Origin of the sequence: Gymnodinialimonas phycosphaerae, assembly GCF_019195455.1 — a bacterium.
Classification (GTDB): Bacteria; Pseudomonadota; Alphaproteobacteria; order Rhodobacterales; family Rhodobacteraceae; genus Gymnodinialimonas; species Gymnodinialimonas phycosphaerae.
The window spans coordinates 149,518-173,611 of the sequence record NZ_JAIMBW010000001.1; the positions used below are offsets into that span (position 1 = coordinate 149,518).

The window sequence follows — 24,094 nt, forward strand, 5'->3', positions numbered from 1 at the left end:
ATGATGAAGCTGAAATGGGGCATGATTGGGGGCGGAGAAGGCTCTCAGATTGGGCCGGCGCACCGCCTTGGGGCGCAGGCGGACGGGAACTTTGAACTGGTCGCCGGGGCGTTGGATCACGATGCAGAGAAGGGGCGTAAATACGCGGAATCACTGGGGATATCGCCAGATCGCGCCTATGGGAACTGGCGCGACATGTTAGCCGCTGAGAGCGCACGAGAGGACCGAGTAGACTTGGTCACGGTGGCAACACCGAACGCGACTCATTTCGAGATCACCAAGGCCTTCCTTGATGCGGGCTTTCATGTGCTGTGCGAAAAGCCCATGACGATGACCGTCGAGCAAGGCGAGGAGATCGTCCAAGTCGCGGAAGAGGCCGGAAAAATCTGCGCCGTTAACTATTGCTACTCGGCCTATCCGATGGTGCGCGAGATGCGCCACATGGTGGCTCAGGGCGAGATCGGCAAAGTGCGTCTGGTAGTCACGAACTTCAGCCACGGGCACCACGGGGATGCCACGGACGCCGACAATCCGCGGGTCCGCTGGCGCTATGACCCTGAAATGGCAGGGGTTTCCGGGCAATTCGCCGATTGTGGCATCCATGCGCTTCATATGGCGAGTTTCATTGCCGGAGACGAGGTGCGGGAGCTGTCGGCCGACTTCGCCAGCGCCATCGACAGCCGCGTTCTGGAAGACGACGCCATGGTTAATTTCCGGATGGAAGGCGGCACGGTGGGGCGGCTTTGGACCTCGTCCGTTGCCATTGGTCGCCAACACGGGTTCGACATCCAAGTGTTTGGAGAGACTGGAGGATTCCGCTGGGCAAGCGAGCAGCCGAACCAAGTCTACTACACCCCCGTGGGCGGTCGCACGCAGATCATGGAGAAGGGCGAAAACGGCCTTTCCGATGAGGCCACACGCCTGAGCCGCGTGGCGATTGCGCATCCAGAAGGATTCCCGCTGGCGGTCGCGAATATCTATGTCGATCTGGCGGCGGCGATCCGGGGCGGATCGTCGGGCAATTTGCCGAACGCTGTGGATGGAGTTCGGTCTATGGCGGCGGTTTATGCTGCCGTGGCCTCGGCTAAAGAGCGTGGAAAATGGGTCGACGCCCGTCCACCGATGTTCCGGTAGGCGCTGTAATGCGCCTTTAGTGAACCCGTAGTCATGTCAAAAGTACACGACTTGCGCACAAATCCTGCACGGCGGTGTCGGCTCGGTGCGTGTCCGCAGAGAGGCAAATCCGACCTACTGTATGGGACGCAACGTGCCGCGTTCCACAACCCGGCAAGGGAAGAGCCGCGTCTCGGGGTGGCGAGCGGGGTCTTCGACCGTCGCGACGACAAGGTCGATGGAGGCGCCGATGATCTCGGCAATCGGTTGGCGGATCGTCGTTAGATCGATGTTCTGCCAGGCGGCCATCTCCATATCGTTAAGCCCGATGATCCCGATGTCCCCAGGCACCGACAGACCCGCCTCTTGCACTGCCGACAGGGCGCCGACGGACAGGACGTCATCGCCGCAGAAGTAGGCTTCGGCGGGGTCTTCCATCAGGCGTTTGATCATCTCGACCCGGCCTGCATCGAAAGAATAAGCGCTGGCGTAGCTGACGGAGACCGCGATCTCAGGGTGTTCGTGCAGCACCCCCAGAAATCCCAGCGCACGATCCTGGGTTGAGGTGGCGTTCTCCGGCCCGCCAAGGAAGGCGACGCGTTTGTAACCTCTTGATATCAAGGCCTCTCCGGCCATTCGGCCACAGGCGACGTTGTCGATGCCGACGACGTGAACCTGCGGCGCGGTGGTGTAACGGCCGAAAGAATGGACGACGGGAATGCCCGCCGCGCGGTAGGCCTCGGCGAAGCTGGGTGGCAAGGTGGAAGAGGCGATGATGGCGCCGTCCACGGAGTATTGGCGCATCATGCTGACGGAGTTGAGGGGGTCTGTTTCATCTGAGAGGTTGACCAGAAGCGGGCGCAGGCCGCGGTCTTGCAGGCCCCGCGTGAAGCGATCAAAAACCTCTAGAAACAGCGGGTTATGGAAGTTGTTGGAGACAAGGCCGATCAGTTTCGTGCGCCCCGTTGTCAGCGACGAGGCCAGCGCATTGGGCGAATACCCCAACTCGTTGGCGGCCCGTTCGACCTTGGCGCGGGTCTTGGGCGAGACCGAGGCCCCTTCTGTGAAGGCGCGCGATACCGCAGAGGTCGAGACACCGGCCCGCGTCGCTACATCCTTCAGGGTCACCGCCATTTGATCCGTTTCTCCTTGCTGCGCTGTCGTACATCGCCTGCGAAACAAGGGCCATCCTGATGTGCTCTGATAAATTTTGCAACCGGTTGCAAAAATGTCGAATCGCGGCTACGGTTTTCGCAAGGCGGGCATGACATGCGTCTTTCGACCCGCCCCCGGCCTGTTAAGGGCAAGACCTTTTGGGAGGAAACTATGAACGCATTAATCAAAACCATGGCTGTGACCGCCGTTTCCGCCGTGGCCCTGATGGGCGCCACGGCCGTACATGCGGAAGGCGAACGCTACGTGCTGGTCAGCCATGCGCCCGACAGCGACAGCTGGTGGAACACGATCCGCAACGCTCTGGCTCTGGCCGGCGAGCAGATGAACGTGGAAGTGGAATACCGCAACCCGCCCACTGGCGACATCGCAGACATGGCGCGTCTGATCGAGCAGGCGGCGGCCTCTGGCCCCGACGGCATCATCACCACGCTGGCCGATCCGACCGTTCTGTCCGACAGCATTCAGGCGGCGGTTGATGCGGGCATCGACGTGATCATCATGAACTCCGGCACGCCGGAGCAGGCGCGCGAAGTGGGCGCCCTGATGTACGTGGGTCAGCCCGAGTATGACGCGGGCTTTGCCGCCGGTCAGCGCGCGGCCGGTGACGGCGTCACTAGCTTCCTCTGCGTGAACCACGTGATCTCCAACCCCGTCGTGGCCGAGCGCTGCAACGGCTTCGCGGACGGTCTGGGTGTGGATCTGGGCGACAGCATGATCGATGCGGGCCAGGACCCGGCCGAGATCCAGAACCGGGTCATCGCCTACCTGACGGCCAACCCTGAGACGGACGGCATCCTGACGCTTGGGCCGACCAGCGCGGACCCGACGATCCTGGCGCTGGAAGAGATGGGCCTTGCGGGCGACATCTACTTCGGCACCTTCGATTTGGGTGAAAACATCGTCCAGGGCATTCGCGACGGCGTGATCGAGTGGGGAATCGACCAGCAGCCCTTCCTGCAGGCCTACCTGCCGGTCGTCGTCCTGACCAACTATCACCGCTACGGCGTTCTGCCCGGCAACAACATCAACTCGGGCCCCGGTTTCATCACCGCAGACGGCTTGGAGATGGTGGAAGCGCTGGCGGGCGAGTACCGCTAACCGATTGATCCATAATTGATCTTTCAGGGCAGGCGGCGGAGACGCTGCCTGCCCTTTTTCCATCCAGCACCACGCATGTATGACCGGGGAGACAGGCGAATGAGTGATACGGAACCAGTGGCCGCAGGCGGCCCCGATGACGAGCGCATCAAGGACCAGGGCGGCTTTCGCAAATGGCTGATCCGGCCGGAACTGGGCGGGATCGTGGGCATCATCGCCGTCTTCGCCTTCTTCGGCGTGCTGGCGGGCGATAGCGGTATGTTCAATGCGCAGGGTATCCTGAACTGGAGCCAGGTCAGCGCGCAGTTCATGATCATTGCCGTGGGTGCCTGCATGTTGATGGTCGCAGGCGAATTTGACCTGAGCGTCGGCTCGATGATCGGTTTCGCGGGCATCTCCATTGCCATGTTCGGGGTGGTCTGGGGCCTGCCGATGTGGGTGGCGATCCTGATCACCTTCGCGATCTGTATCGCGATCGGGGCGATCAACGGGTTGATCGTGGTGCGCACCGGCCTGCCGAGTTTCATCGTCACGCTGGCGTTCCTGTTCATCCTGCGCGGCTTCACCATCTTCATCCCACAAACTGTGGAATCCCGCACGATCATCGGCGGCATCGAAGAGGCAGCCCAAGGCGACTGGTTGGCCTCCATCTTCTACGTCGACATCATGCAGTGGCTCTTCATCTGGCTGGCCGATATCGGCCTTGTGGACACCTTCCAGCGTGGCACCCGCGAGGGGGAGCCCGTGGTGACAGGCATTCCGATGCTGATCGTCTGGGCCATCGTGCTGGTGATTATCGGCCACACAATCCTGACGCGCACCCGCTTCGGCAACTGGATTTTCGCCGCTGGCGGCGATGCGCAGGCGGCCCGCTATGTGGGCGTGCCGGTAGATCGGGTGAAGATCCTGATGTTCATGATGACGGCGTTCTGTTCGACCGTTTTCGCTTGCTGCCAAGTGTTCGAATTCGGCACTGCCGCGGCGGACCGGGGCATCCTGAAGGAATTCGAGGCGATCATCGCGGTCGTCATCGGCGGCGCATTGTTGACGGGGGGCTATGGCTCTGTCGTGGGCGCGGCGCTGGGGGCGGTCATCTTCGGTGTTGTTCAGCAGGGCCTGTTCTTTGCCGGGGTCGAGAATTCGCTGTTCCGGGTGTTCCTGGGAATGATCCTGCTGTTCGCGGTGATCCTGAACACCTACGTCCGCCGCATCATCACGGGAGAGCGCTGATGACTACGTTCCATCACGAGGCCGAGATGAGCGCTGAGCCCATCGTCAAAATGGTCGATATCGAGAAGCATTTCGGCCCGGTGATCGCGCTGAGCGGCGTAAGCTTTGACGTGAAAGCGGGGGAATGCCACTGCCTTCTGGGCGACAACGGTGCGGGTAAATCGACGTTCATCAAGACGATGTCGGGGGTGCACAAACCCACGGCGGGCCAGATCCTGTTCGAGGGGCAGGAGATGAACTTCAACTCTCCTCGTGACAGCATGGAAGCGGGGATTGCCACGGTGTACCAGGATCTGGCGATGATCCCGCTGATGAGTGTGACGCGCAACTTCTGGATGGGCCGGGAGCCGGTGAAGCGCTTTGGCATGATCGATTTCGACAGGGCCAATTCGACGACCATGTCCGAGATGAAGAAGATGGGGATCAACCTGCGCTCGCCGGATCAGGCCGTGGGCACCCTTTCGGGCGGAGAGCGGCAGACGGTCGCCATTGCCCGCGCCGTCTATTTCGGCGCCAAGGTGCTGATCCTGGACGAGCCGACATCGGCGCTGGGTGTGCGCCAGACGGCGAACGTTCTGGCGACGGTGGACAGGGTTCGCAAGGCAGGCATCGGGGTCGTGTTCATCACCCACAACGTGCGCCACGCGATGGCGGTCGGTGACCGTTTCACGGTGCTGAACCGGGGCAAGACGCTAGGCACCGCCGCGCGCGGAGAGATCACCCCGGAAGAGTTGCAGGACCTTATGGCCGGAGGTCAGGAGATGGCGCAGTTGGAAGGCTCACTGGGTGGGACAGTCTGATGACGCCGGGCGGGCATTGGTTTTCTGAGGCCGACGTCTCGGCCGAGGCGTTCCTGGCGCTGGTGGGCCAACGCCTTGCCCCCGCGCAGGTGCCCCACGCGGCCCGGATCGAGGCCAATGTTCCGGTCTATGATGTGCAGGCAGGGGCAGCGGACGGCGGCGTGCTCAACCAATCCGCGCGCTGGGCTTTGATGGCAGAGTGGATGTGGGTCCTGCGGGACGGTCCGGGCGTGCTGAAGATCGAAAACTCCTACCGCGACCCGAGCGTGATCGACGCGGCCACGGCCATTTTCGAGCGGATCATCACGGAGGAGGCCGAAGCCGAAATGGGCGGCGGCGATCACTTTGCCAAGGCGGGACATAACGCAAGGATCTGGAACGCGCTGGAAAAGCTGTGTCGCGCGGACCCGGAGGTATTCGCCCGTTACCACGGCTGCGCCGCCATCGACGCGGTGTCGGAAGCATGGCTCGGCCCGTGGTATCAGATGACCGCGCAGGTCAACGTGGTGCGGCCCGGGGGGGCGGCGCAGACGGCACATCGCGATTATCATCTGGGCTTCATGTCGGAGGGGCACGCGGGCACATTCCCGCCCCATGCCCACGCGCTGTCACCGATGTTGACGTTGCAAGGCGGCGTCGCCCATGGCGAGGTGCCCGTGGCGGCGGGGCCCACGAAGCTGTTGCCGTTTTCGCAGGCGTTCCTGCCCGGCTACCTGGCGTTTCACCGGACGCCGTTCCGGCAGATTTTCGAGGACCGCCATGTGCAGCTTCCCCTGGCCAAGGGCGATCTGATTTTCTTCAACCCGGCGCTGTTCCACGGGGCCGGTGCGAACCGTACGCAAGATGTGCAGCGCATGGTGAACCTGTTTCAGGTCTCGTCGTGCATGGGCCGCGCGATGGAGATGGTGGACCGGGATGCGATGTGCCGGATGCTCTACCCCGTGGTGCAACGGCTTTCGGTGACGGGCCAGTTCGCGCCGGGGGGCATGGATGCCGCGATCAATGCCGCGGCCGAGGGCTATGCGTTTCCCACGCATCTCGATAGTGATCCGCCCAACGGGGGGCTGGCACCGGAAAGCATGCTGCTTCTTTTCCGCCGGGCGCTGAAAGAGGGCATGGTCCCGGAGGCGTTCGAGGTGGCCCTGACCGAATTGGCAGCAAGGAGAGCCGGATGACATTGTTACGCAAACCCGATGGGGCGCACGGAAAGGTCCACGCGATCACGCCGGAAAGCGCGGGCTGGACCTATGTGGGGTTCGATCTGTGGAAGCTGGCGCCGGGTGAGGTTGCATCGGGGGGCGAGGCGAGCCGCGAGGTGATCCTTGTGGTCGTGGAAGGCCGGGTGCGCGTGGATGGATTGGGCGAGATGGGCCAGCGAATGTCTGTCTGGGAAAAGTCCCCGCCAGCCTGCGCCTACATGCCGGGCCCCTGGCGTGTGGAGGCGCTGAGCGACTGTGTGCTGGCGGTGTGTTCCGCTCCTGGTGACGGAGCGCGACCCGCGCAGGCCCTGGGGCCGGAGGGAATCGTAATGGAGGACCGGGGCGAAGGCACGAACCTGCGCCATATTCACAATATCGCCATGGAGGGCCGCGACGTGGCCGACAGCCTGTTGGTCACCGAAGTGTTCACGCCCGCAGGCCATTGGTCCAGCTATCCGCCGCACCGTCACGATGAAGACGACTATCCCCGGATCACGCATCTGGAAGAGACCTATTATCATCGCCTGAACCCGGCCAAGGGGTTCGGCATCCAGCGGGTGTTCACCGAGGACGGCACGTTGGATGAAACGATGGCGGTGGCCGACGGCGACGTGGTGCTGGTGCCGCGTGGTCACCACCCCTGCGGCGCGCCCTACGGGGTGGAGATGTACTACCTGAACGTCATGGCGGGACCGCTGCGCAAGTGGCGCTTTGCTGCGCATCTGGATTATGAACATCTGATGTAAGCGGCCAGATCCTTGCAAGGATCTGTGCAAACCCTTGCAAGGAATTTGGGCGCTAGGTGGCGCGGGCGGCGTCAAGCGCCGCGCGCAGGGTGGCGCGGTCGCCGATATGATTGGCGAGGATCAGTATCAGGCGGGCGTTCAGCGCGTCGGATTGCTCTTTCGACAGGCCCTCGTGGGCGGCAAGAAGCTCATCATAGAAGCCATCGGGGTCGGGGATGTTGGGTAGCGTGTTCAGCGTCATGTCTGGGCCGTTGCGGTTTTGAGGGCGGAGGTGATCTGCGCGGGCGTGGCGGTGTCCCAGCGGGCGGCGACGTGTTGGTCCGGGCGGATCAGGTAGAGCGCATGGGGCGCGTCGCCCAGGTAGCGGTCGCGTATCTCCGGGGTAATGGCCGGGCCGGATAGGCGGATGGTGTTGAGGCTGATCCCATCTATGCGCAGGCCGGTATTGGGGGCGTCGGTGTTGAGCGCCAGCAGAGTGAATCCAGCGTTCAGAAGGTCCAAGAGGTGGGTTTCACCGAGGGAGCCTGCGGTATGCAACGGCGCATCGGGGCAGGGGCTGCCGGGGCGGGTGCAGGCGGGCCCATGGGGCAGCGCATCGGGGGTGTTGAGGGACAGGCCGTCGTAGGTGCAAGGCACCGAGAGTCTGCCCGAATTCACCATCGGCCGGGCAAAAGCGTGGTCCTTCGCCAGCGTGAGCACGGCGTTGCGGAAGATCTTCGACATCTCGGTTTTCGGCGTCAGGAAATCCGTGGCGCGGGTGGAGTTGAGGATGTTCTCATCGGCGCCGTAAGCGCGTTCCTCGTGGTAGCTGTCCAGCAGCGCCTCGGGGGCCTGACCCTTCAGGACGAGATCCAGTTTCCACGCGAGGTTGTCGGCGTCTTGCATGCCCGAATTGGCCCCACGCGCCCCGAAAGGAGAGACCTGATGGGCGGCGTCACCGGCAAAGATCACGCGCCCGTGGCGGAAACGCTCCATCCGGCGGCACTGGAAGGTGTAGATCGAGGTCCAGACCAGATCGTACTGCGTGCCTGCGGGCAGGAATTCGTCGATGCGGTTGCGGATCTTTTCTTCCGAGAGTTCCGCCGCTCGGTCGATGTCCCAGCCAAGCTGGAAATCGATGCGCCAGACGTCATCGGGTTGTTTGTGAAGGAGGGCGGATTGGGGCGCGTTCGACAGAGGGGGCTCGAACCAGAACCAGCGCTCGGTCGGGAAGGGGGCGGTCATTTTGACGTCGGCGATGAGGAAATTATCTTCGAACACGCGGCCTTTGAAATCGAGGCCCATCATGTCACGGGTGGGGGAGCGGGCGCCGTCGCAGGCGATGACGTAGTCCGCCGTGGCCGTGTATGGCCCGTCGGGCGTGTCGATGGTCAGGGTGACGCGATCCGCGTCCTGCTCAAGCTTGAGCACCTGATTTCTGCCCCTGATTTCAATGGGTTGTGATTTTGACTGTGCATTGCGCAGGGCATCGACAAGGAATTTCTCGAAGTAGGGTTGTTGCAGGTTGATGAAGGCTGGGTTGCGGTGGCCGTCCTCTGGCAGGAGGTTAAAATCGTAAATTTCATGCGCGCCGTGGAACACGCGACCGACGTTCCAGACCACGCCCTTGTCGCGCATGGGGGCGCCCGCGCCGAGGCGGTCGGCGATTTCCAGCGTGCGCTTGGCGAAACAGATGGCACGTGAGCCTTGGCCGACGCCGTCGTGATCATCGAGGATCAGCGCAGGCGTGCCTTTTTGCGCCAGGTCGAGGCCGGTTGCCACGCCGATGGGGCCGCCGCCGATGATGATGACGGGGTGGTGGGCCGTGCGCCGTTGGTCAGGGACGGGCGCGTAGGGGTAGAGTTTGTGGGCGAGGGCGTAGGTGGCTCCGACCATGGGGATCTCCGACTGAAGGGGTTGGGGCGGATTTCTTTTTGGGTAAACCGGGAAGCTCGCCGCTGGAGCGCTAACCTGGTTTCCGGTTGGGGTCAGCCCTGCAATTGCTCCCACATCTCCAGGTCGCGTTTGTCGGTCCAGATGCGGGGGTGGGTTATGCCGCGGGCCTCGTCGTAGGCGCGGGCGACGTTGAACGGCAGGCAGTGCTCGTAGATTGCGTAATCGGCGAATTTGGGGTCGCAGGCCTCGCGGACGGCGTCCCAGGCGTCTTTCAGGGTGCCGTTTTTCGCCGCGACGCGGGCGGCGGGGGCGTAGGTGGAGTTGACGAAATCGCGGGTGGAGGCGATGGCGCGGGTCGTCGCCTCGGACCCGATCAGCGCGCCGCCACGACCGGGTGCGATGGCGTCGGGTTGGAAAGCGGCGATGTTGTCAAGGGTGTTGCCCCAGTCGGCGAAGTGGCCGTCGCCGCAGTAGCAGGCGGAGTGATCCTCGACGATGTCGCCGGTGAAGAGAACGTTGGCATCAGGCACGTGAATGACGGCGTCGCCTGCGGTGTGGGCGCGGCCGATGTGGGAGATATCGACGCGGCGGGAGCCGAGGTAGACGGTCATGGCATCTGAGAAGGTTGTTGTGGGGTAGGTGAGGCCGGGGATGCTTTCGTGGCCTTCGAACAGGCGGGGGAAGCGTTGGAATTCGCTGTCCCAATCTTCCTGCCCGCGTTCGACCACCATGGAGCGCGCGACATCAGACATGATGATCTGGTCGGCGTCATAGGCGGAGGCGCCGAGAACGCGGACGGCGTGGTAGTGGGTGAGGACGAGGTGGCTGATCGGCTTGTCGGTCACGGTACGGACGCAATCGATGACTTTCTGTGCGAGGCGGGGCGTGGCCTGCGCCTCTACGATCATGACGCTGTCGTCGCCGATGATGACGCCGGAGTTGGGATCGCCCTCGGCGGTGAAGGCATAGAGGCCGTCGCCGATTTCATCGAAGGTGATGGTTTTCTCGGTCATGTCGCCTTGGGATGCGAAGGCTTTGGCCATGGGACTTTTCCTTTAAGGGTTGTGCTTGGGGCCGGGGGAGGGAGCCGCCCCTATCGGCGGGGGACCCGCCTTCCGGCAATGGGCTGGGATATTTGAAGAACGGGGAAGGGGTCAGGTCTGGAAGGGATCATCGAGGGCGGGCAGGACTTTTCCGACACAAGGGCCGAAGCCGATCTGGTAGCCGTCACCCTTGGCGGCACCGTGCAGCGCGAGGGTGTCGCCATCCTCGATGAAGGTGCGAGGGCCGGATTGAGTTTCGAGAGGCTCTTTGCCGCCCCAGGAGAGTTCCAGCAGCGAGCCGCGGTTTTGTCTTTCGGGGCCGGAGATGGTGCCGGTGCCAAGCAGGTCGCCGGTGCGCATCGGAGAGCCTGCGGTGGCATGGTGGGCCAGTTGCTGGGCGGAGGAATAGTAGAGTTCGTTGGCGTTGGTGTGGGCGATGTCTTCGCCGTTCAGGCTTACGCGCAGGGAGATGTCATGGTTCATCGGCGTGGTGTCCGCGAGGTGCGGAAGAAGGGGCACTTCACGCGGTGGGGTCGCGGTGCGGAAGGGTTTGAGGGCGGCGGCAGTCACGATCCAGGGGCTGATCGTGGTGGCTGTCGCTTTGGCCTGGAACGGGCCGAGGGGTTGGTATTCCCAGGCCTGGATATCGCGTGCAGACCAGTCGTTGAGCAGGACGTAGCCGAAGATATTGGCATCGGCTTGGTCGACGGTCAGGGGGCCATCCGAGGGCGTCCCGACGATGGCGCCCAGTTCCAGTTCGATGTCGAAGCGGCGAGAGGGGGCGAAGGTAGGGGTGTCGGCGTCGGGGGCTTTGAGTTGGCCCCAAGGGCGGCGGATGTCGGTGCCAGAGACCACGACGGACGACGCGCGGCCGTTGTAGCCAATGGGCATGTGCAGCCAGTTCGGGGGCAGCGCGTTTTCCGCGCCCCGGAACATGGTGCCGACGTTGGTGGCGTGGTGTCGCCCGGCGTAGAAGTCTGTGTATTCCGCGACCTTGAAGGGCATATGCAGCGTGGCCTGTGCCATTGGGACGGAAAAGGTGGTGATGAGGTCCTGAACCTCTTCGCTGGCGTCTTGGGCGAGGATCGCGGTCAGGGCCAGGCGGTAGGCGTGCCAAACATCGGGACCCAACTCCATGAAATCGTTCCAGAATGGCGCGTCGAGCACGTCGGCGTCGGGGTCGGCGCGCAGGTGGCCCGCGGCCTCCAGCCCCGTCACATCCACGATGCGGTCGCCGATGGCCACGCCACACCGCAGGTCGCCGTCGTCCACGGAAAAGACGCCGTAGGGCAGGTTGTTGAGGGGAAACTCGGCCTCGGGGGTGTTGGCGGAGGGGAGCCAGCTTTGGATCAGGTCGGACATGGGTGGCTTTCGGTTTGCGTGGGACAGGTCGGCCCTGCGGGGCGAGTTGTATCGGGCAAGATGAAGGGACGGGTCAGCGTGGGGCGTCGGGTTGGTTTTCCGGCGCGGCGGCTTGGATTTCGGGGATGGCGAGGCATGCAGCTTCGATCCGGGCGATCTTGGGGTAGGGGGTGAGGTCAACGCCCCAGCGGTGGGCGTTATAGACCTGCGCGGTGATGCAGAGGTCTGCGAGGTCGGGCGTATCGCCGAAGGCGAAGGTTTGCGTCGCGCCAGAGGCGGGCTCATGAGTGGTATCGGGCAGCAGGTCCTCGATGGCGGCGAAGCCCTCGGCCATCCAGTGGCACATCCAGTCTTGTGCGTCATCTGCCGTGGCGTTGAAGCGGGATTTCAGCTGGCCCACGACCCGCAGGTTGTTAACTGGATGGATATCGGTGGCCACTGTCAGCGCGACGGCGAGTTGCCTGGCACGCGCCGCCGGGTCGCCCGAGAGCATGGGCGGGTCGGGATAGGTGGCGTCGAGAAAGTCGATGATCGCAAGGCTTTGTGTCAGGATGGTGCCGTCGTCCAGTTGCAGGGTCGGCACGCCTTTGCCGGGGTTCAAGGCGGCGTAATCGGGCGCGCGTTGGTCGCCTGTGACGAGGTCCACGGTGCGTTGTGAATAGGCAACGCGCTTGAGGTTCAAGGCCGCGCGGACGCGGTAAGACGTGGTGGAGCGCCAGTAGGAATAGAGGATCATTTGGCGTCCAGAAGCATTTCGAAGCCGCCGAAGACCATGCGTTTGCCGTCAACCAGGTCGGATTGCATCACCTCGCCCATCTCAGGCTCGGCCCAGACGGCCTCATGCGCGGCGGCGCTGGTGGCTGCGTCGGGGAATTCCATCCAGGAAAAAACGACCGTCTCATCGGCCGCGGCCTCAACCGCGCGAGGGAAAGAAGTGCGCTTACCCGGTTCAAGGCCTGGTCCCCATGTTTCGACACAGCGGGTCGCGCCGTGTTTGAGGTAAAGGGAAGCAATCTGTTTGACCGCAGTGACGTATTCGTCCTTGCGAGCGGTTTTGACAGGGATGAGAAAGCCGTCGATGTGCATCTTTGATGTATCCTGTTGAGGGCGGCCCAAGCTGAGGCCCGGTCTGGGCTTAGGCTACTTCTTCCCCGGCGTGCCGTCGAACTTCTTCTCCAGCGTCTCCCAACAGTAGATGTAGTCGTCTTGCAGCGGCGCCTCGGTCGCGGCGAAGGGGGTGAGGTGTTGGGGAAAGCGGGTCTCGAACATGAAGGACATTGTGTTGTCGAGCTTCTCGGCCTTCAGGTCGGCGTTTGACGCCCCCTCGAACGCCTGTTGATCGGGGCCATGGGGGATCATCATGTTGTGGAGCGAGATGCCGCCCGGCACGAAGCCCTTCGGTTTGGCGTCGTATTGGCCGTAGATGTTGCCCATCAACTCGCTCATGATGTTCTTGTGATACCAGGGCGGGCGGAATGTATCCTCGGCCACCATCCAGCGTTCGCGAAACAGCACGAAGTCGATATTGGCGGTGCCCGGCTGGCCAGAGGGCGCGGTGAGAACGGTGAAGATCGACGGATCGGGATGGTCGAACAGGATCGCGCCGACGGGGCAGTAGGTTTTCAGGTCGTATTTGTAGGGCGCGTAATTGCCGTGCCAGGCCACCACGTCCAGCGGGGATTGAGCGATTTTGGAGGTGTGGAACTGGCCGCACCACTTGATGGTGATGGTGGAGGGGACTTCGCGGTCCTCGTAAGCGGCCACGGGGGCCTTGAAGTCGCGCGGGTTGGCCATGCAGTTGGCGCCGATCGGGCCGCGGCCCGGAAGCTCGAACTTCTGGCCGTAGTTTTCGCAGACGAAGCCGCGGGCGGGGCCGTCCAGCACCTCCACCCGGTAGACGAGGCCGCGCGGGATAATCGCGATTTCCTGAGGTTCGACGTCGATGATGCCCAGTTCCGTGGCGAAGCGCAGGCGGCCTTCTTGCGGGACTACAAGCATCTCACTGTCTGCGGAGAAGAAGTATTCGTCCTGCATGGATTGCGTGACCAGGTAGACGTGGGTCGCCATGCCGACCTGCATGTTCACGTCGCCCGCCGTGGTCATGGTGCGCATGCCGGTCAGCCATGTCAGGGGTGTGTCTTGATGCGGCACCGGGTCCCAGCGGTACTGGCCGAGAGAGATCACATCGGGGTCCACGCAAGGGGCGCTTTTCCAGTGGGGCAGGTCGATCTTCGTATAGCGGTGCGAGTGCTTGACGGAGGGGCGGATGCGGTAGCACCAGGTCCGCTCGGGCCGCACATCGGTGAAGGCGGTGCCGGAAAGCTGCTCTCCATAGAGGCCGTAATTGACCTTCTGGGGCGAGTTCATGCCCTGCGGCAGGGCACCGGGAAGCGCCTCTGTCTCGAAGTCATTGCCGAAGCCGGGCATGTAGCCTTCGTGAGGACCGGGATGGCTGGGGGCCTGGATCATCGGGCGGGGATTGGATTGTTCGTTCATGGCGAGACCTCCGGGTTGAGGGAGGAATAACAGTTGCTTTTGTAACTAACAAGCGGTGCAGTGTCGCTCGGTCGGATGCACAGGAGGGCGTCCTTGACTACATTTGGGGAATGCGTTGCCCAGTTCGTGTTGCCGTCGTAGCCTGATCAATCCGCTTTTGACGTGTAGCCGGTGTTTTCGCCAATTTGATCCACCGCAGCACATTGCGCCGGTAGGCGGGCGGGAGCGCCTCCCATAGTGCGGCATCCAGCGCCAGGGCGAGGTCGTCCGGCACGATCAGCTTATCGACATCATCGAAGAAATCCCAAAGACCCGAAGCCTTTCCTGCGGCAACGGCAGCCTCACCTGCCAGATGCATGCGCCCTTCGCGGCGCAGGTCTTCAACCCGCGTCTTGTAGCTTTGCGACCATGCCTGCGTTTTACGGGGTGAGATCATCTGTGCGGTGCGCTGGGTGTCGACTGTAAAGCGCCGACCGTCGATCCAGCCGTAGGCCATGAGCGCATCAAGAACCTGTTCGCGGCTGACGTATTTATCCGGGTGCGCGGCTTTCCATGTCACGATCCGCACGCTCTCGGTGCGGGTGTGATTGGCATCCAGCCATTTCCAAAGGGCGGTAGGCCCGTCGATGTCGATATCTTCCATGCGCCAGACATAGTGTTGCGGAGACTGAAGTCATGGCGAGGATTGCGACACCGCTCACCGCTTGCCGTAGTACAGCCCCACCACATGCTCGGCCTCGGCAAAGAACAACCAGCGCGCCACGGCGACGCCTGCGATGTGGCTGATCACGGCGAGCGCTGCGAGGACGTGGTTGAACGGCAGCAGCAGCAGGATGATGGGCAGCACAAAGGCCAGCAGGCCTGCGATGATGCGCAGGTTGGTGCTGTGTTTGCGGCCCACGACGTGGATGAATTCGCGCATCAGGTAATTGGTGCCGGTATGCGGTGGCTCGAACGCGCGGACTTTACCTATGGCGCCGAGGCCCGTTGCGGTCTCCATATCCGTGCCGGATTTGGCGAATTGGCTGTCGCCGATGATCCATGTGGCCACGGTGATCGCGCCCGACAGGATCAGCATCACGATGGCCAGCGTGACCTGACCCGCCATAAGCGCGCCGCCCGCGAGCGATAGGGTCAGGAAGTAGGCGGGCGTCCAGGGCATGTGCCAGCGTGGGACGGTTTTCATCTGCGCGTAAATCATCGAGGTGGTGAAGACGGTGCCAAGCGACAACAGCGCGCCGACCCAGCCCAAGATGACCCATTGGGTGGAGAAGAACACGAGGCCCGCGCCATAAACCGCCATGACGAGAAGCGCGGCGACGGCGCAGATGCCTTCACGCGACAGCCACGAGGAGCGCCATTGCGAGAAGGCCTTCCATGCGCGTTCCGGGTGGCCGAGGTGGAAAGTGGAGGCCAGCAGCCCGCCCACGGCCAGCACATAGGCGATAGCGAAGAAGATGAAGGCGTTCAGGCCCGTGGTTGCGGGCATGCCGAGGCCGAGAAAGACCAGGAGGCCGAAGCCCAGGCCCGAGAGCGTGGTGAAGATGATGACGGAGGGGGCTGGATGCATGGGTCAGGCCCCTTTGCTTGGAAGTTTGTCGAGCGCCTTGTCCAGCCAGCCGATGAAGCCGCCGGGGTTTTCCGCAACGGGCTCCAGGTAGGGGGAGAGGATGTCGAACCCGGCCCCTTCAGATTGGGGTAGCGCGTCCTTGGGGCGGGGCGGCAGGTACTGGTTGACGGGCTTGGTGCCCTGTTCGGGCATCAGGTCGATCCCGCCGCGTTCTTTTACAAGAAGGCTGACGTGGCTGTCCGGGTCCGCGAAGTCGCCGAAGTGGCGCGCACCGGCGGGGCAGGTGCGCACGCAGGCAGGTTCCCGGTCCACCTCGGGCAGGTTCTCGTTATAGATCCGGTCGACGCAGAGGGTGCATTTCTTCATCACGCCTTCGTCGGCGTCGAGTTCGCGCGCGCCATAGGGGCAGGCCCAGGCACACAGACCGCAGCCGATGCAATCGGTCTCGTTCACCAAAACGATGCCGTCCTCCTCGCGCTTGTAGCTGGCCCCGGTGGGGCAGACGGTGACGCAGGGAGCGTCCTCACAATGGAGGCAGGACTTGGGGAAGTGGATGGTTTGCGCGGTTGGGTGCGGTTTCGCGGAGGTGGCCAGCGGCTGCACCTCGTAGGAATGGACGCGGTTGAGGAACGTGCCCGTCGGGTTGGCGCCGTAGGGGTCCTGGTCGGATAAAGGCGCGCCATAGTTCTCGGTGTTCCATCCTTTGCAGGAGATCACACAAGCATGGCAGCCGACGCAGGTATCGAGGTCGATGACGAGGCCGAGTTTCTTGGCGGTGCTGGTGGGAAGCTGGGTCATGTGTGGGCCTCGCGTTGAGGGGTATTTCGCTCACTGCCGTGAGCGACCGCGCTGGGGGGCCAGCCCCCCAGACCCCCCGGGATATTTAAGGAACGGGGAATGAGGGGCGTGCGCGAGAGGAGTTGGGTCGCGGTCATCATTTTCCGACCTTCCATGCGAGGTCTTTGGGGCCTGTGCCCACGGGCGATTTGATTGGCGGGAAGGCGGGTTGCGATTCCGTCTGGGCGGAGGCTTTTCCGATGCGGACCTTGAGGTCGAACCACGCGGCCTGGCCCGTGATGGGGTCCGAGTTGATCCAGCGGTGGCCGTCGCCTTTGGCGGGCAGCAACTCGTGGATGAGGTGGTTCAGGAGAAAGCCCTTGGTGGCCTCGGGCGCGCCTTTGTCCAGCGCCCAGGCACCTTTGCGTTTGCCGATGGCGTTCCATGTCCAGACGGTGTTTTCGTTGAGCGCGGCCATCTCCATCACGGGAACGATGATCTCGCCGTGGGGGGAGGTGACGCGGGCCCAGTCGCCGTCTTGCAGGTTGTTGGACCGCATCAGATTTGTGGGCAGATAGAGCGGGTTGTGGCCATGGAGCTGGCGCAGCCAGGCATTTTGCGTGCCCCAGGAGTGGTACATCGCCATCGGGCGCTGGGTCAGAGCGGTGATGGGGAAATCGTCCACGTGGTTGGCGGGGGCCGGGTCGGACCAGAAGGGCAATGGGTCCATATTCTCGGCCACCCGCGCGCGCAGGTGTTCCGGCGGCTGGATGTCGCCATGACCTTCGGCGGCGCGGCGGAACTTTTGCATCGGCTCCACATAAAGTGAAAAGAGATAGGGCTGGGGGGCGTCGTAAAGGCCCATCTCGACGGCCCAATCCTGGTACGCGTTGTTCCACGGTTTCATGTATGTCGCGCCCTCGGGCACGTCAGCGTGGAAGAAACCGCCGTTCTCGATATACTTGTTCAGCTGATCGGGGTTGGGATCGCCCCGGCCATGCTGGTCGCCGTTCTCGCCCCGCCACCCGGCCAGCGGGCCGATGCCCGGTTTCCGGACGTGGTTCACGATATAGTCGCCGTAATCGGTATATTTCTGGGTGCCGTCCTCGTTCACGAAGCCCGGCAGACCCAGCCGCGCGCCAAGATCGCACAGCGCCGATTGGAAGCCTTTGACGTTGCGGTCAGGCGCGATCACCGGCCAGCGGATGGCGTCGGCCAGACCGCCTGCTTCGCAGATCGGGCGGTCCAACAGGCTGATGCAATCGTGCCGCTCAAGGTACGTCGTATCGGGCAGGATCAGGTCGGCGTAGGCGACCATTTCGGAGCTGTAGGCATCGGAATAGATGATGTGCGGGATGACGTATGCGCCGTCAGGGGTCTTGTCGGTCAGCATCTGCATCACGCCGCCGGTGTTCATCGACGAGTTCCACGACATGTTGGCCATGTACATGAACAGCGTGTCGATCTTGTAGGGATCGCCCGCATGGGCGTTGGAGATCACCATGTGCATCAGCCCGTGCGCGGACATGGGGTTTTCCCACGTGAAGGCCTTGTCGATGCGGGCGGGGGTGCCGTCTTCTTTCAGAGCCAGATCCTCGGGGCCGTGCACGAACCCTAGGTGCGGGCCGTCGAGCGGCGCGCCGGGGGTGACCTTGCAGTGCGGCTTGGGGTGGATCTTGGAGGGCTTGGGGTAGGGCGGCTTGAAGCGGAAGCCGCCGGGGGCTTCCACCGTGCCAAGCATGATCTGGAGGACATGCAGCGCGCGGCAAGTCTGGAAGCCGTTGGCGTGGGCCGAGATCCCGCGCATGGCGTGCATGGAGACGGGGCGCGCGGTCATGGAGGTGTGCTTTTCACCCCGGAAGTCCGTCCACTCGATGGGCAGTTCGAACGACTCCTCGAACGCCACGCGCGCCAGTTCGGCGGCGATGGCGCGGATGCGGCTGGCCTCGACCCCGGTGCGCTCGGCCACGGCCTCGGGGGCGTAGTCGTCGGACATGTAGCGTTCGGCCATGTGGTGGAGGACGGGCTTGTGGCCGTCCTTGTGCGTGGCGGCAAGGTCGGGCTGCACGCCGTTCTTGTCGAACGCTGTGGGCTTACCGGTCTTGCGATCAATCACCAGTTCCTTGCCGTCCTTGTCACGCAACAGCAGGCCGGTGTCCTTGTCCACCAGCACCGGCGCGTTGGTCCAGCGCGCGAGGTAGTCGAGGTCGATCTTGCCGGCCTTCATCAGGCAATGAACTAGCGCCAGGATGAACAGCCCGTCCGTGCCCGGCGTGATGCCGACCCATTCGTCAGCCACGGCGTTATACCCGCTGCGAATGGGGTTAACGCCGATCACCTTGGCACCACGTGCTTTGATCTTTCCCAGACCCATCTTGATCGGGTTGCTGTCGTGATCCTCGGCCACGCCGAATAGCATGAACAGCTTGGTGTGGTCCCAATCGGGCTGGCCGAATTCCCAGAACGCCCCGCCCATGGTGTAGATGCCCGCCGCCGCCATATTGACTGAGCAAAAGCCGCCGTGGGCGGCATAGTTGGGCGTGCCGAAGTTCTGCGCCCAGAAAGACGTGAAGCTTTGCGACTGGTCGCGCCCGGTGAAAAACGCCAGTTTTTCCGGGGCTTCTTCGCGGATCGGGCGCAGCCAGCCTTCAGCGATTCCATAGGCCTCGTCCCAGGAAATCTCCTCGAACTCGCCCGAGCCGCGAGGACCGACCCGCTTCAAGGGCGCTTTCAGCCGCGAGGGCGCGTTGACCTGCATGATCCCGGCCGAGCCCTTGGCGCAGAGGACGCCCTTGTTGACCGGATGGTCACGGTTGCCCTCGATATAGGCGACCTTATCGTCCTTCATATGCACGTTGATCCCGCAGCGGCAAGCGCACATGTAGCAGGTGGTTTTGCGGATTTCGTCCGAGACTTTCGGGGACAGGTCCAGTTCGGGTTGTGCCATGGGTGTCGTCCCCTCCAAAGACATTAGTGCATCCGCTTTATTCGCGCATGCCGTCTTGAGCCATATGACCAAAACGCGCGGCCCTTAAGGCCACCACTTGGTCGTTTTTGAGACTTATGGTCTCAAATGGCAAGCGTGATCCGCGTTGTCTCGCGTTGACATGGGCCGCAATCGTGGAAAAGCTGCGGCTCAGTCAAGGGGAGGCCTGCTGCCGATGATGAGCCAAGAGATGAACGACCAGATCACACGGGTCGGACCGGGGGCGCCCGCAGGCGCGGTGCTGCGCCACTACTGGCAACCGGCGGCCTTGTCGGATGAGTTGATGGGGGCCCGACCCGTGGTGCCGGTCACACTGCTGGGGGAGGAGTTGGTGCTGTTCCGCGATGAGGGGGGCACCCTGGGTCTGATCGGGCGGCATTGCCCACACCGGGGCGCCGATCTGGCCTATGGCAGGCTGGAGGACAACGGATTGCGCTGTCCGTTTCACGGCTGGCACTTCGATTGCTCTGGCCAATGTGTGGAGCAACCCGGAGAGCCCGAGGGCTCGCGCATGCACGAGAACATCCGCGCGGTGTCCTATCCGGTGCGAGAGATGAACGGGATCATCTGGGCCTATATGGGGCCGGGCGACCCGCCGCAGTTCGCAGATTTCGACTGCTTCCGCGCGCCCGAGAGCCACGTTTTTGCCTTCAAGGGTCTGTGGGAGTGCAACTGGCTGCAAGCAATGGAGGTGGGAATCGACCCGGCCCATGCCTCGTTCCTGCACCGTTTTCTACAGGATGAGGACCCGGCGGACAGCTATGGCAAACAGTTCCGCGATAGCGCTGGCAACACGCAGATACCCATGACCAAACTGCTGCGCGACTACCCCCGCCCCGACATCACCGTGGACGAGACGGATTATGGCCTGAAGTTGACCGCCCTGCGCCATCTGGACGACGGACGCACCCATGTGCGTGTCACCAACCAGATATTCCCTCAGGCGATCTGCATCCCGATGAGCCGCGAGATGACGATCACCCAGTGGCACGTCCCCGTCGATGATGAGACCTGTTATTGGTACTCCATGTTCACCAGTTTCGGCGCGCCGGTCGACAAGGCGAAGATGCGCGATCAGCGGCTGGAAGAACATCGCCTGCCCGATTACGCGCCGCTCAAGAACGCGCGCAATAACTACGGCTATGACGCGGAGGAGCAGGGCAAACTGACTTACACGGGCATGGGGTTGGACATCAACGTCCATGACCAATGGGCGGTGGAATCGATGGGCCGCATTCAGGATCGGCGGTTCGAGCACCTTGGCAAGACAGACGTGGGCATCGTGAAATACCGCCGCATGTTGCGCGCCGCGATTGCGGCCGTGGAGGCCGGGGACGCCAGCGGGCTGAAGATGCAGAACGGCGGCACGGAGGCCATTCGCGGGCCCTTGTCCAACGACGCCATTGCGCCCGACGACAACTGGGTCGCTGCCAGCGAGGCGGCGGATCTTGAGCGTCGTGGACAGTGCAGCTGGGACGCAAGCGTTTGACGCCTTCTGACATCTCGGCCTTTGTAACGGCGGAAGGGATCGAGACGATCCGAACCGTCTTCACCGACCCTCACGGTATCTTGCGCGGCAAGACGATCACCGCCTCGGCGTTGCAGGGGGCGTTGAAAAACGGCATCCGTGTGCCCTCGACACTGCTGCTGAAGGATATGTCACACCGCACGGTATTCCCTGTCTGGGCAGAAGGCGGGGCCCCGATGCAGGGGGCCTCGGACGTGCTGCTGCGCCCCGATCCCGTCAGCTTCAAACGCTGGCCGCACGCGCCCCATTCAGCCCTTATCCACTGCGATGTCACCACGCTGGACGGCGCGCCGATCCCCTTCGCCTCGCGCACCCTGCTGCAAAGCTGCGAGGAGGCCTTGGCCGAGGAGGGGCTGGCGGCGACCTTTGGGTTGGAGATCGAGTTCCAGATCTTTCGCGTCCTTGATCCGCAGATGGCGCCGCGCGACGCCACCATGCCTGGCACGCCGCCACAGGTCGAAAACACCACCCAAGGCACCCAATACCTGACCGAGACCCGCTACGCCGAGGTCGAGCCGATGCTGGACCGCCTGCGCCGCGCCGCGCAGGAGATGGGGATGGACGTCCGCTCGGTCGAGATCGAGATGGGCCCCTCGCAATACGAGTTCACCTTCGCGCCCGCAGGCCCCGGTGTCACGGCGGAAATGGCGGTGAATTTCCGGACGCTGGCCAAGGAGATTTGCGCGCGTTACGGGCTGCTGGCGAGCTTCATGGCCAAGCCCGCGCTGCCCAATGCGGCGGCCAATGGCTGGCATATCCACCAAAGTCTGTGCGACCGGACGGGCATCAATCTGTTCACGCCCAAGACCAATGAATTAAGCGATATGGCGGCACATTGGATTGCCGGGCTGCTGATCCACGCCGATGCGTGTTGCTTGCTGACCAACCCCACCGTCAACAGCTACAAACGTTTCGTGCCGCATCAACTGGCCCCCAACCATATTGGCTGGGCCCATGACAATCGCGGCGCGATGGTGCGTGCGATCACGGCAGCGGGTGATCCCGCCAGCCGGGTCGAAAACCGCTTGCCAGACAGTTCCGCCAACCCGTATTTCGCCTTTGCTGCACAGCTACTGTCGGGCCTCGACGGGCTGCGCGCGGGCCGGACGCTACCGCCGCCGATGACCACACCCTACGGCGATACGGGGCAACACCTGCCGTCGACCCTTGGCGCGGCGATTGACGCCTTCGCGGCCTCTGACATGCTGCGCACGGCCCTGACCCCGGTGGTGGCCCGCTGGCTGGTCACCCTGAAACGCGCGGAGTGGGAGCGCTACCTGGCCCATATCTCGGACTGGGAGCAGGCGGAGTATTTCGCCACGTTGTAAGGGTGCAAGATTCTGTAGTTATCCCGTAACTACTGCCTTGATCCGCATGGCGATCCGGCCAAACCTGATGCTGACCTCAAAAGGAGCCCCGACATGAGCCAATTGCGCGCGTTCAACTTCAAGGCTTGGATTGACGAACATCGCCACCTTCTCAAACCGCCCGTTGGCAACAAGATGGTCTTTGAGGACGCGGACCTGATGGTCACCGTCGTGGGCGGGCCGAACAAGCGGACCGATTACCACGACGACCCGGTGGAAGAGTTTTTCTACCAACTTGAAGGCGACATGGTCCTGAAGATTTTTGACGGGGAGGAATTCTACGACGTCCCGATCCGCGAGGGCGAGATCTTCCTTCTGCCGCCCCATGTCCGCCACTCGCCCCAGCGTCCGCAGGTGGGCAGCGTTGGTCTGGTGATCGAGCCAAAGCGCCCAGAGGGCTCGGCTGACGCGATCGAGTGGTATTGCTTCAATTGCGGATCCCTCGTGCATCGGGCCGAATTGATGCTGAAATCCATCGTCGATGATCTGCCCCCGGTCTATCAGGCGTTCTATACCTCCGAAGAGGCGCGGACCTGTGGGTCTTGCGGCGAGGTGCATCCCGGCAAGGAACCACCCGAGGGGTGGGTCACGCTCTGAACATTGCGCGGGTGCCGGAAATGCGGCACCGTGCTGGTTAATCGCATTAACGAAAGGTCGGGGCGCCAAGACCCCATGGCCGAAAGGGAGAGAAACATGAAACATATCAACGCACTCATGGCGTCTGCGGCGATGGCCATCGCCGGCGTCGCGGCCAGTCAGGCCGGGGCCGAGGAATTCCGGCTTGGTCTGATCACGCCTCCACCCCACGTCTGGACGCTGGCCGCGCAGGACTTCGGAGAGGCGCTGTCCGAGGCCTCCGGCGGCGCGCACACCGTCACCGTTTTCCCCGCCCGTCAGTTGGGCAATGAGGCCGAGATGTTGCAGCAGTTGCAAACCGGCGCGCTTGACATGGCGTTCATGACGGTGGCCGAGGTTTCCAACCGCGCGGAAGAGTTTGGCGCGTTCTATGCGCCCTACCTGACGAATGACATCGCCCACGCCGCCGCGCTTCTGCGCTCGGACACGGCGCGGGCGATGCTGGACACGCTGCCTGCAGCCGTCGGCGTCGTGGGCCTTGGCTACGGCAGTGCGGGCATGCGGCAGATCCTGACGAACGGCGATGTCGCCGATGCCTCTGGCCTTGAGGGGCAGAAGATCCGCATCACGCCGTTCCAGGCGAACCTCGATTTCTACAACGCGCTGGGGGCCGCGCCCACGCCGATGCCTCTGCCCGCCGTCTTTGACGCGCTGGCCAACGGGCAGGTTGATGGTATCGACATGGACGCCGAGCTGATCTGGGGCCTCAACTACTATGAGCATGCCGACACGATGATCGAGACCAACCACATGATGTTTCCGATGGTGGCGCTTGTGTCGGGCCGTGTCTGGGCGGGGCTGAGCGCGGAAGATCAGGCGATGATCTCGGAGTTGATGGCCGCCGCCGTTGACAGCACGCTCGACACCTACACCGAGCGTGACGGGCCGTGGTTGGAGCAGATCCGCGGCACCGGCATCACCTACATCGAGGCCGGGCCCGAATTCTTCGGCGACGCCATCACCGTGTGGGAGGCGACCTGGATCGACCGGGCGGGCGACACGCTGACCGCCCTGCGTGCCGCGGCGGCAGAGCTGGAATAATTCGCATTTGCAAGTGCTTAGGGGATGCGCAGGCCAAGGTCTGCGCATCCT

22 protein-coding genes are annotated in these 24,094 nt (G+C 63.3%); 10 read left to right on the plus strand and 12 right to left on the minus strand.

The window, feature by feature from the left end:
* Window positions 1-1,134, plus strand: a complete 1,134-nt coding sequence (locus KUL25_RS00775) for a Gfo/Idh/MocA family protein (protein WP_257891174.1) — start codon at window positions 1-3, stop codon at window positions 1,132-1,134.
* A 114-nt stretch (window positions 1,135-1,248) separates the two neighbouring features.
* On the opposite strand, the gene KUL25_RS00780 is transcribed toward KUL25_RS00775, so the two are convergent.
* Window positions 1,249-2,247 (minus strand): LacI family DNA-binding transcriptional regulator, encoded by a 999-nt coding sequence (locus KUL25_RS00780; RefSeq protein ID WP_257891175.1) that lies wholly within the window; start codon window positions 2,245-2,247, stop codon window positions 1,249-1,251.
* 192 nt (window positions 2,248-2,439) lie between these two features.
* Here KUL25_RS00780 and KUL25_RS00785 point away from each other — a divergent pair, with 192 nt between their 5' ends.
* From KUL25_RS00785 to iolB, 5 genes are all read left to right on the plus strand, one after another.
* Entirely contained in the window at window positions 2,440-3,387 is a 948-nt protein-coding gene (locus KUL25_RS00785; RefSeq protein WP_257891176.1) for a sugar ABC transporter substrate-binding protein, read from the plus strand.
* 99 nt (window positions 3,388-3,486) lie between these two features.
* The gene (locus KUL25_RS00790; protein ID WP_257891177.1) at window positions 3,487-4,617 is read left to right on the plus strand and encodes an ABC transporter permease; all 1,131 of its coding nucleotides are present in this window, start codon (window positions 3,487-3,489) and stop codon (window positions 4,615-4,617) included.
* On the plus strand, window positions 4,617-5,417 hold the full coding sequence (locus KUL25_RS00795) for an ATP-binding cassette domain-containing protein (RefSeq protein WP_257891178.1): 801 nt from the start codon (window positions 4,617-4,619) through the stop codon (window positions 5,415-5,417). Before KUL25_RS00790 ends, KUL25_RS00795 begins: the two co-directional genes overlap by 1 nt.
* The gene (locus KUL25_RS00800) at window positions 5,417-6,592 is read left to right on the plus strand and encodes a phytanoyl-CoA dioxygenase family protein (RefSeq protein WP_257891179.1); all 1,176 of its coding nucleotides are present in this window, start codon (window positions 5,417-5,419) and stop codon (window positions 6,590-6,592) included. The genes KUL25_RS00795 and KUL25_RS00800 overlap by 1 nt, the downstream gene beginning before the upstream one ends.
* Window positions 6,589-7,362: a 5-deoxy-glucuronate isomerase gene (gene iolB, locus KUL25_RS00805; protein ID WP_257891180.1), complete on the plus strand. Its 774-nt coding sequence runs from the start codon at window positions 6,589-6,591 to the stop codon at window positions 7,360-7,362. Before KUL25_RS00800 ends, iolB begins: the two co-directional genes overlap by 4 nt.
* A 52-nt stretch (window positions 7,363-7,414) precedes the next feature.
* On the opposite strand, the gene KUL25_RS00810 is transcribed toward iolB, so the two are convergent.
* The 11 genes from KUL25_RS00810 to KUL25_RS00860 form a co-directional block, all read right to left on the minus strand.
* Window positions 7,415-7,603 carry a DUF2783 domain-containing protein gene (locus tag KUL25_RS00810; protein WP_257891181.1) on the minus strand — a complete coding sequence of 63 codons (189 nt, stop codon included), beginning with the start codon at window positions 7,601-7,603 and terminating at the stop codon, window positions 7,415-7,417.
* Entirely contained in the window at window positions 7,600-9,237 is a 1,638-nt protein-coding gene (locus KUL25_RS00815; RefSeq protein ID WP_257891182.1) for an FAD-dependent oxidoreductase, read from the minus strand. Before KUL25_RS00815 ends, KUL25_RS00810 begins: the two co-directional genes overlap by 4 nt.
* 92 nt (window positions 9,238-9,329) lie before the next feature.
* On the minus strand, window positions 9,330-10,280 hold the full coding sequence (locus KUL25_RS00820) for an MBL fold metallo-hydrolase (RefSeq protein WP_257891183.1): 951 nt from the start codon (window positions 10,278-10,280) through the stop codon (window positions 9,330-9,332).
* A 111-nt stretch (window positions 10,281-10,391) separates the two neighbouring features.
* The gene (fahA, locus tag KUL25_RS00825; RefSeq protein ID WP_257891184.1) at window positions 10,392-11,642 is read right to left on the minus strand and encodes a fumarylacetoacetase; all 1,251 of its coding nucleotides are present in this window, start codon (window positions 11,640-11,642) and stop codon (window positions 10,392-10,394) included.
* Window positions 11,643-11,715: 73 nt separating this feature from the next.
* Window positions 11,716-12,378, minus strand: coding sequence for a maleylacetoacetate isomerase (gene maiA / locus KUL25_RS00830; RefSeq protein WP_257891185.1), 663 nt, complete (start codon window positions 12,376-12,378; stop codon window positions 11,716-11,718).
* Complete coding sequence (locus KUL25_RS00835) at window positions 12,375-12,728, minus strand: DUF1428 domain-containing protein (protein ID WP_257891186.1); 354 nt, start codon at window positions 12,726-12,728, stop codon at window positions 12,375-12,377. Before KUL25_RS00835 ends, maiA begins: the two co-directional genes overlap by 4 nt.
* A 54-nt stretch (window positions 12,729-12,782) precedes the next feature.
* Complete coding sequence (gene hmgA, locus KUL25_RS00840) at window positions 12,783-14,138, minus strand: homogentisate 1,2-dioxygenase (protein ID WP_257891187.1); 1,356 nt, start codon at window positions 14,136-14,138, stop codon at window positions 12,783-12,785.
* 97 nt (window positions 14,139-14,235) lie between these two features.
* On the minus strand, window positions 14,236-14,781 hold the full coding sequence (locus tag KUL25_RS00845) for a YdeI/OmpD-associated family protein (protein WP_257891188.1): 546 nt from the start codon (window positions 14,779-14,781) through the stop codon (window positions 14,236-14,238).
* 54 nt (window positions 14,782-14,835) lie between these two features.
* Window positions 14,836-15,708, minus strand: a complete 873-nt coding sequence (locus KUL25_RS00850) for a dimethyl sulfoxide reductase anchor subunit family protein (RefSeq protein WP_257891189.1) — start codon at window positions 15,706-15,708, stop codon at window positions 14,836-14,838.
* 3 nt (window positions 15,709-15,711) lie between these two features.
* A complete protein-coding gene (locus KUL25_RS00855; protein WP_257891190.1) occupies window positions 15,712-16,506 on the minus strand; it encodes a 4Fe-4S dicluster domain-containing protein in 795 nt (264 codons plus the stop codon).
* Between the two features lie 136 nt (window positions 16,507-16,642).
* Window positions 16,643-19,432, minus strand: coding sequence for a molybdopterin oxidoreductase family protein (locus KUL25_RS00860; protein ID WP_257891191.1), 2,790 nt, complete (start codon window positions 19,430-19,432; stop codon window positions 16,643-16,645).
* Window positions 19,433-19,646: 214 nt separating this feature from the next.
* Here KUL25_RS00860 and KUL25_RS00865 point away from each other — a divergent pair, with 214 nt between their 5' ends.
* The 4 genes from KUL25_RS00865 to KUL25_RS00880 all read left to right on the plus strand — a co-directional run bounded on the left by KUL25_RS00865 (window position 19,647) and on the right by KUL25_RS00880 (window position 24,043).
* Window positions 19,647-20,960, plus strand: coding sequence for an aromatic ring-hydroxylating dioxygenase subunit alpha (locus KUL25_RS00865; RefSeq protein ID WP_257891192.1), 1,314 nt, complete (start codon window positions 19,647-19,649; stop codon window positions 20,958-20,960).
* A complete protein-coding gene (locus KUL25_RS00870) occupies window positions 20,957-22,327 on the plus strand; it encodes a glutamine synthetase family protein (RefSeq protein WP_257891193.1) in 1,371 nt (456 codons plus the stop codon). Before KUL25_RS00865 ends, KUL25_RS00870 begins: the two co-directional genes overlap by 4 nt.
* Before the next feature lie 93 nt (window positions 22,328-22,420).
* A complete protein-coding gene (locus KUL25_RS00875; RefSeq protein WP_257891194.1) occupies window positions 22,421-22,963 on the plus strand; it encodes a 3-hydroxyanthranilate 3,4-dioxygenase in 543 nt (180 codons plus the stop codon).
* Between the two features lie 96 nt (window positions 22,964-23,059).
* Window positions 23,060-24,043 (plus strand): TRAP transporter substrate-binding protein, encoded by a 984-nt coding sequence (locus tag KUL25_RS00880; RefSeq protein WP_257891195.1) that lies wholly within the window; start codon window positions 23,060-23,062, stop codon window positions 24,041-24,043.
* Window positions 24,044-24,094: the final 51 nt, after the last annotated feature.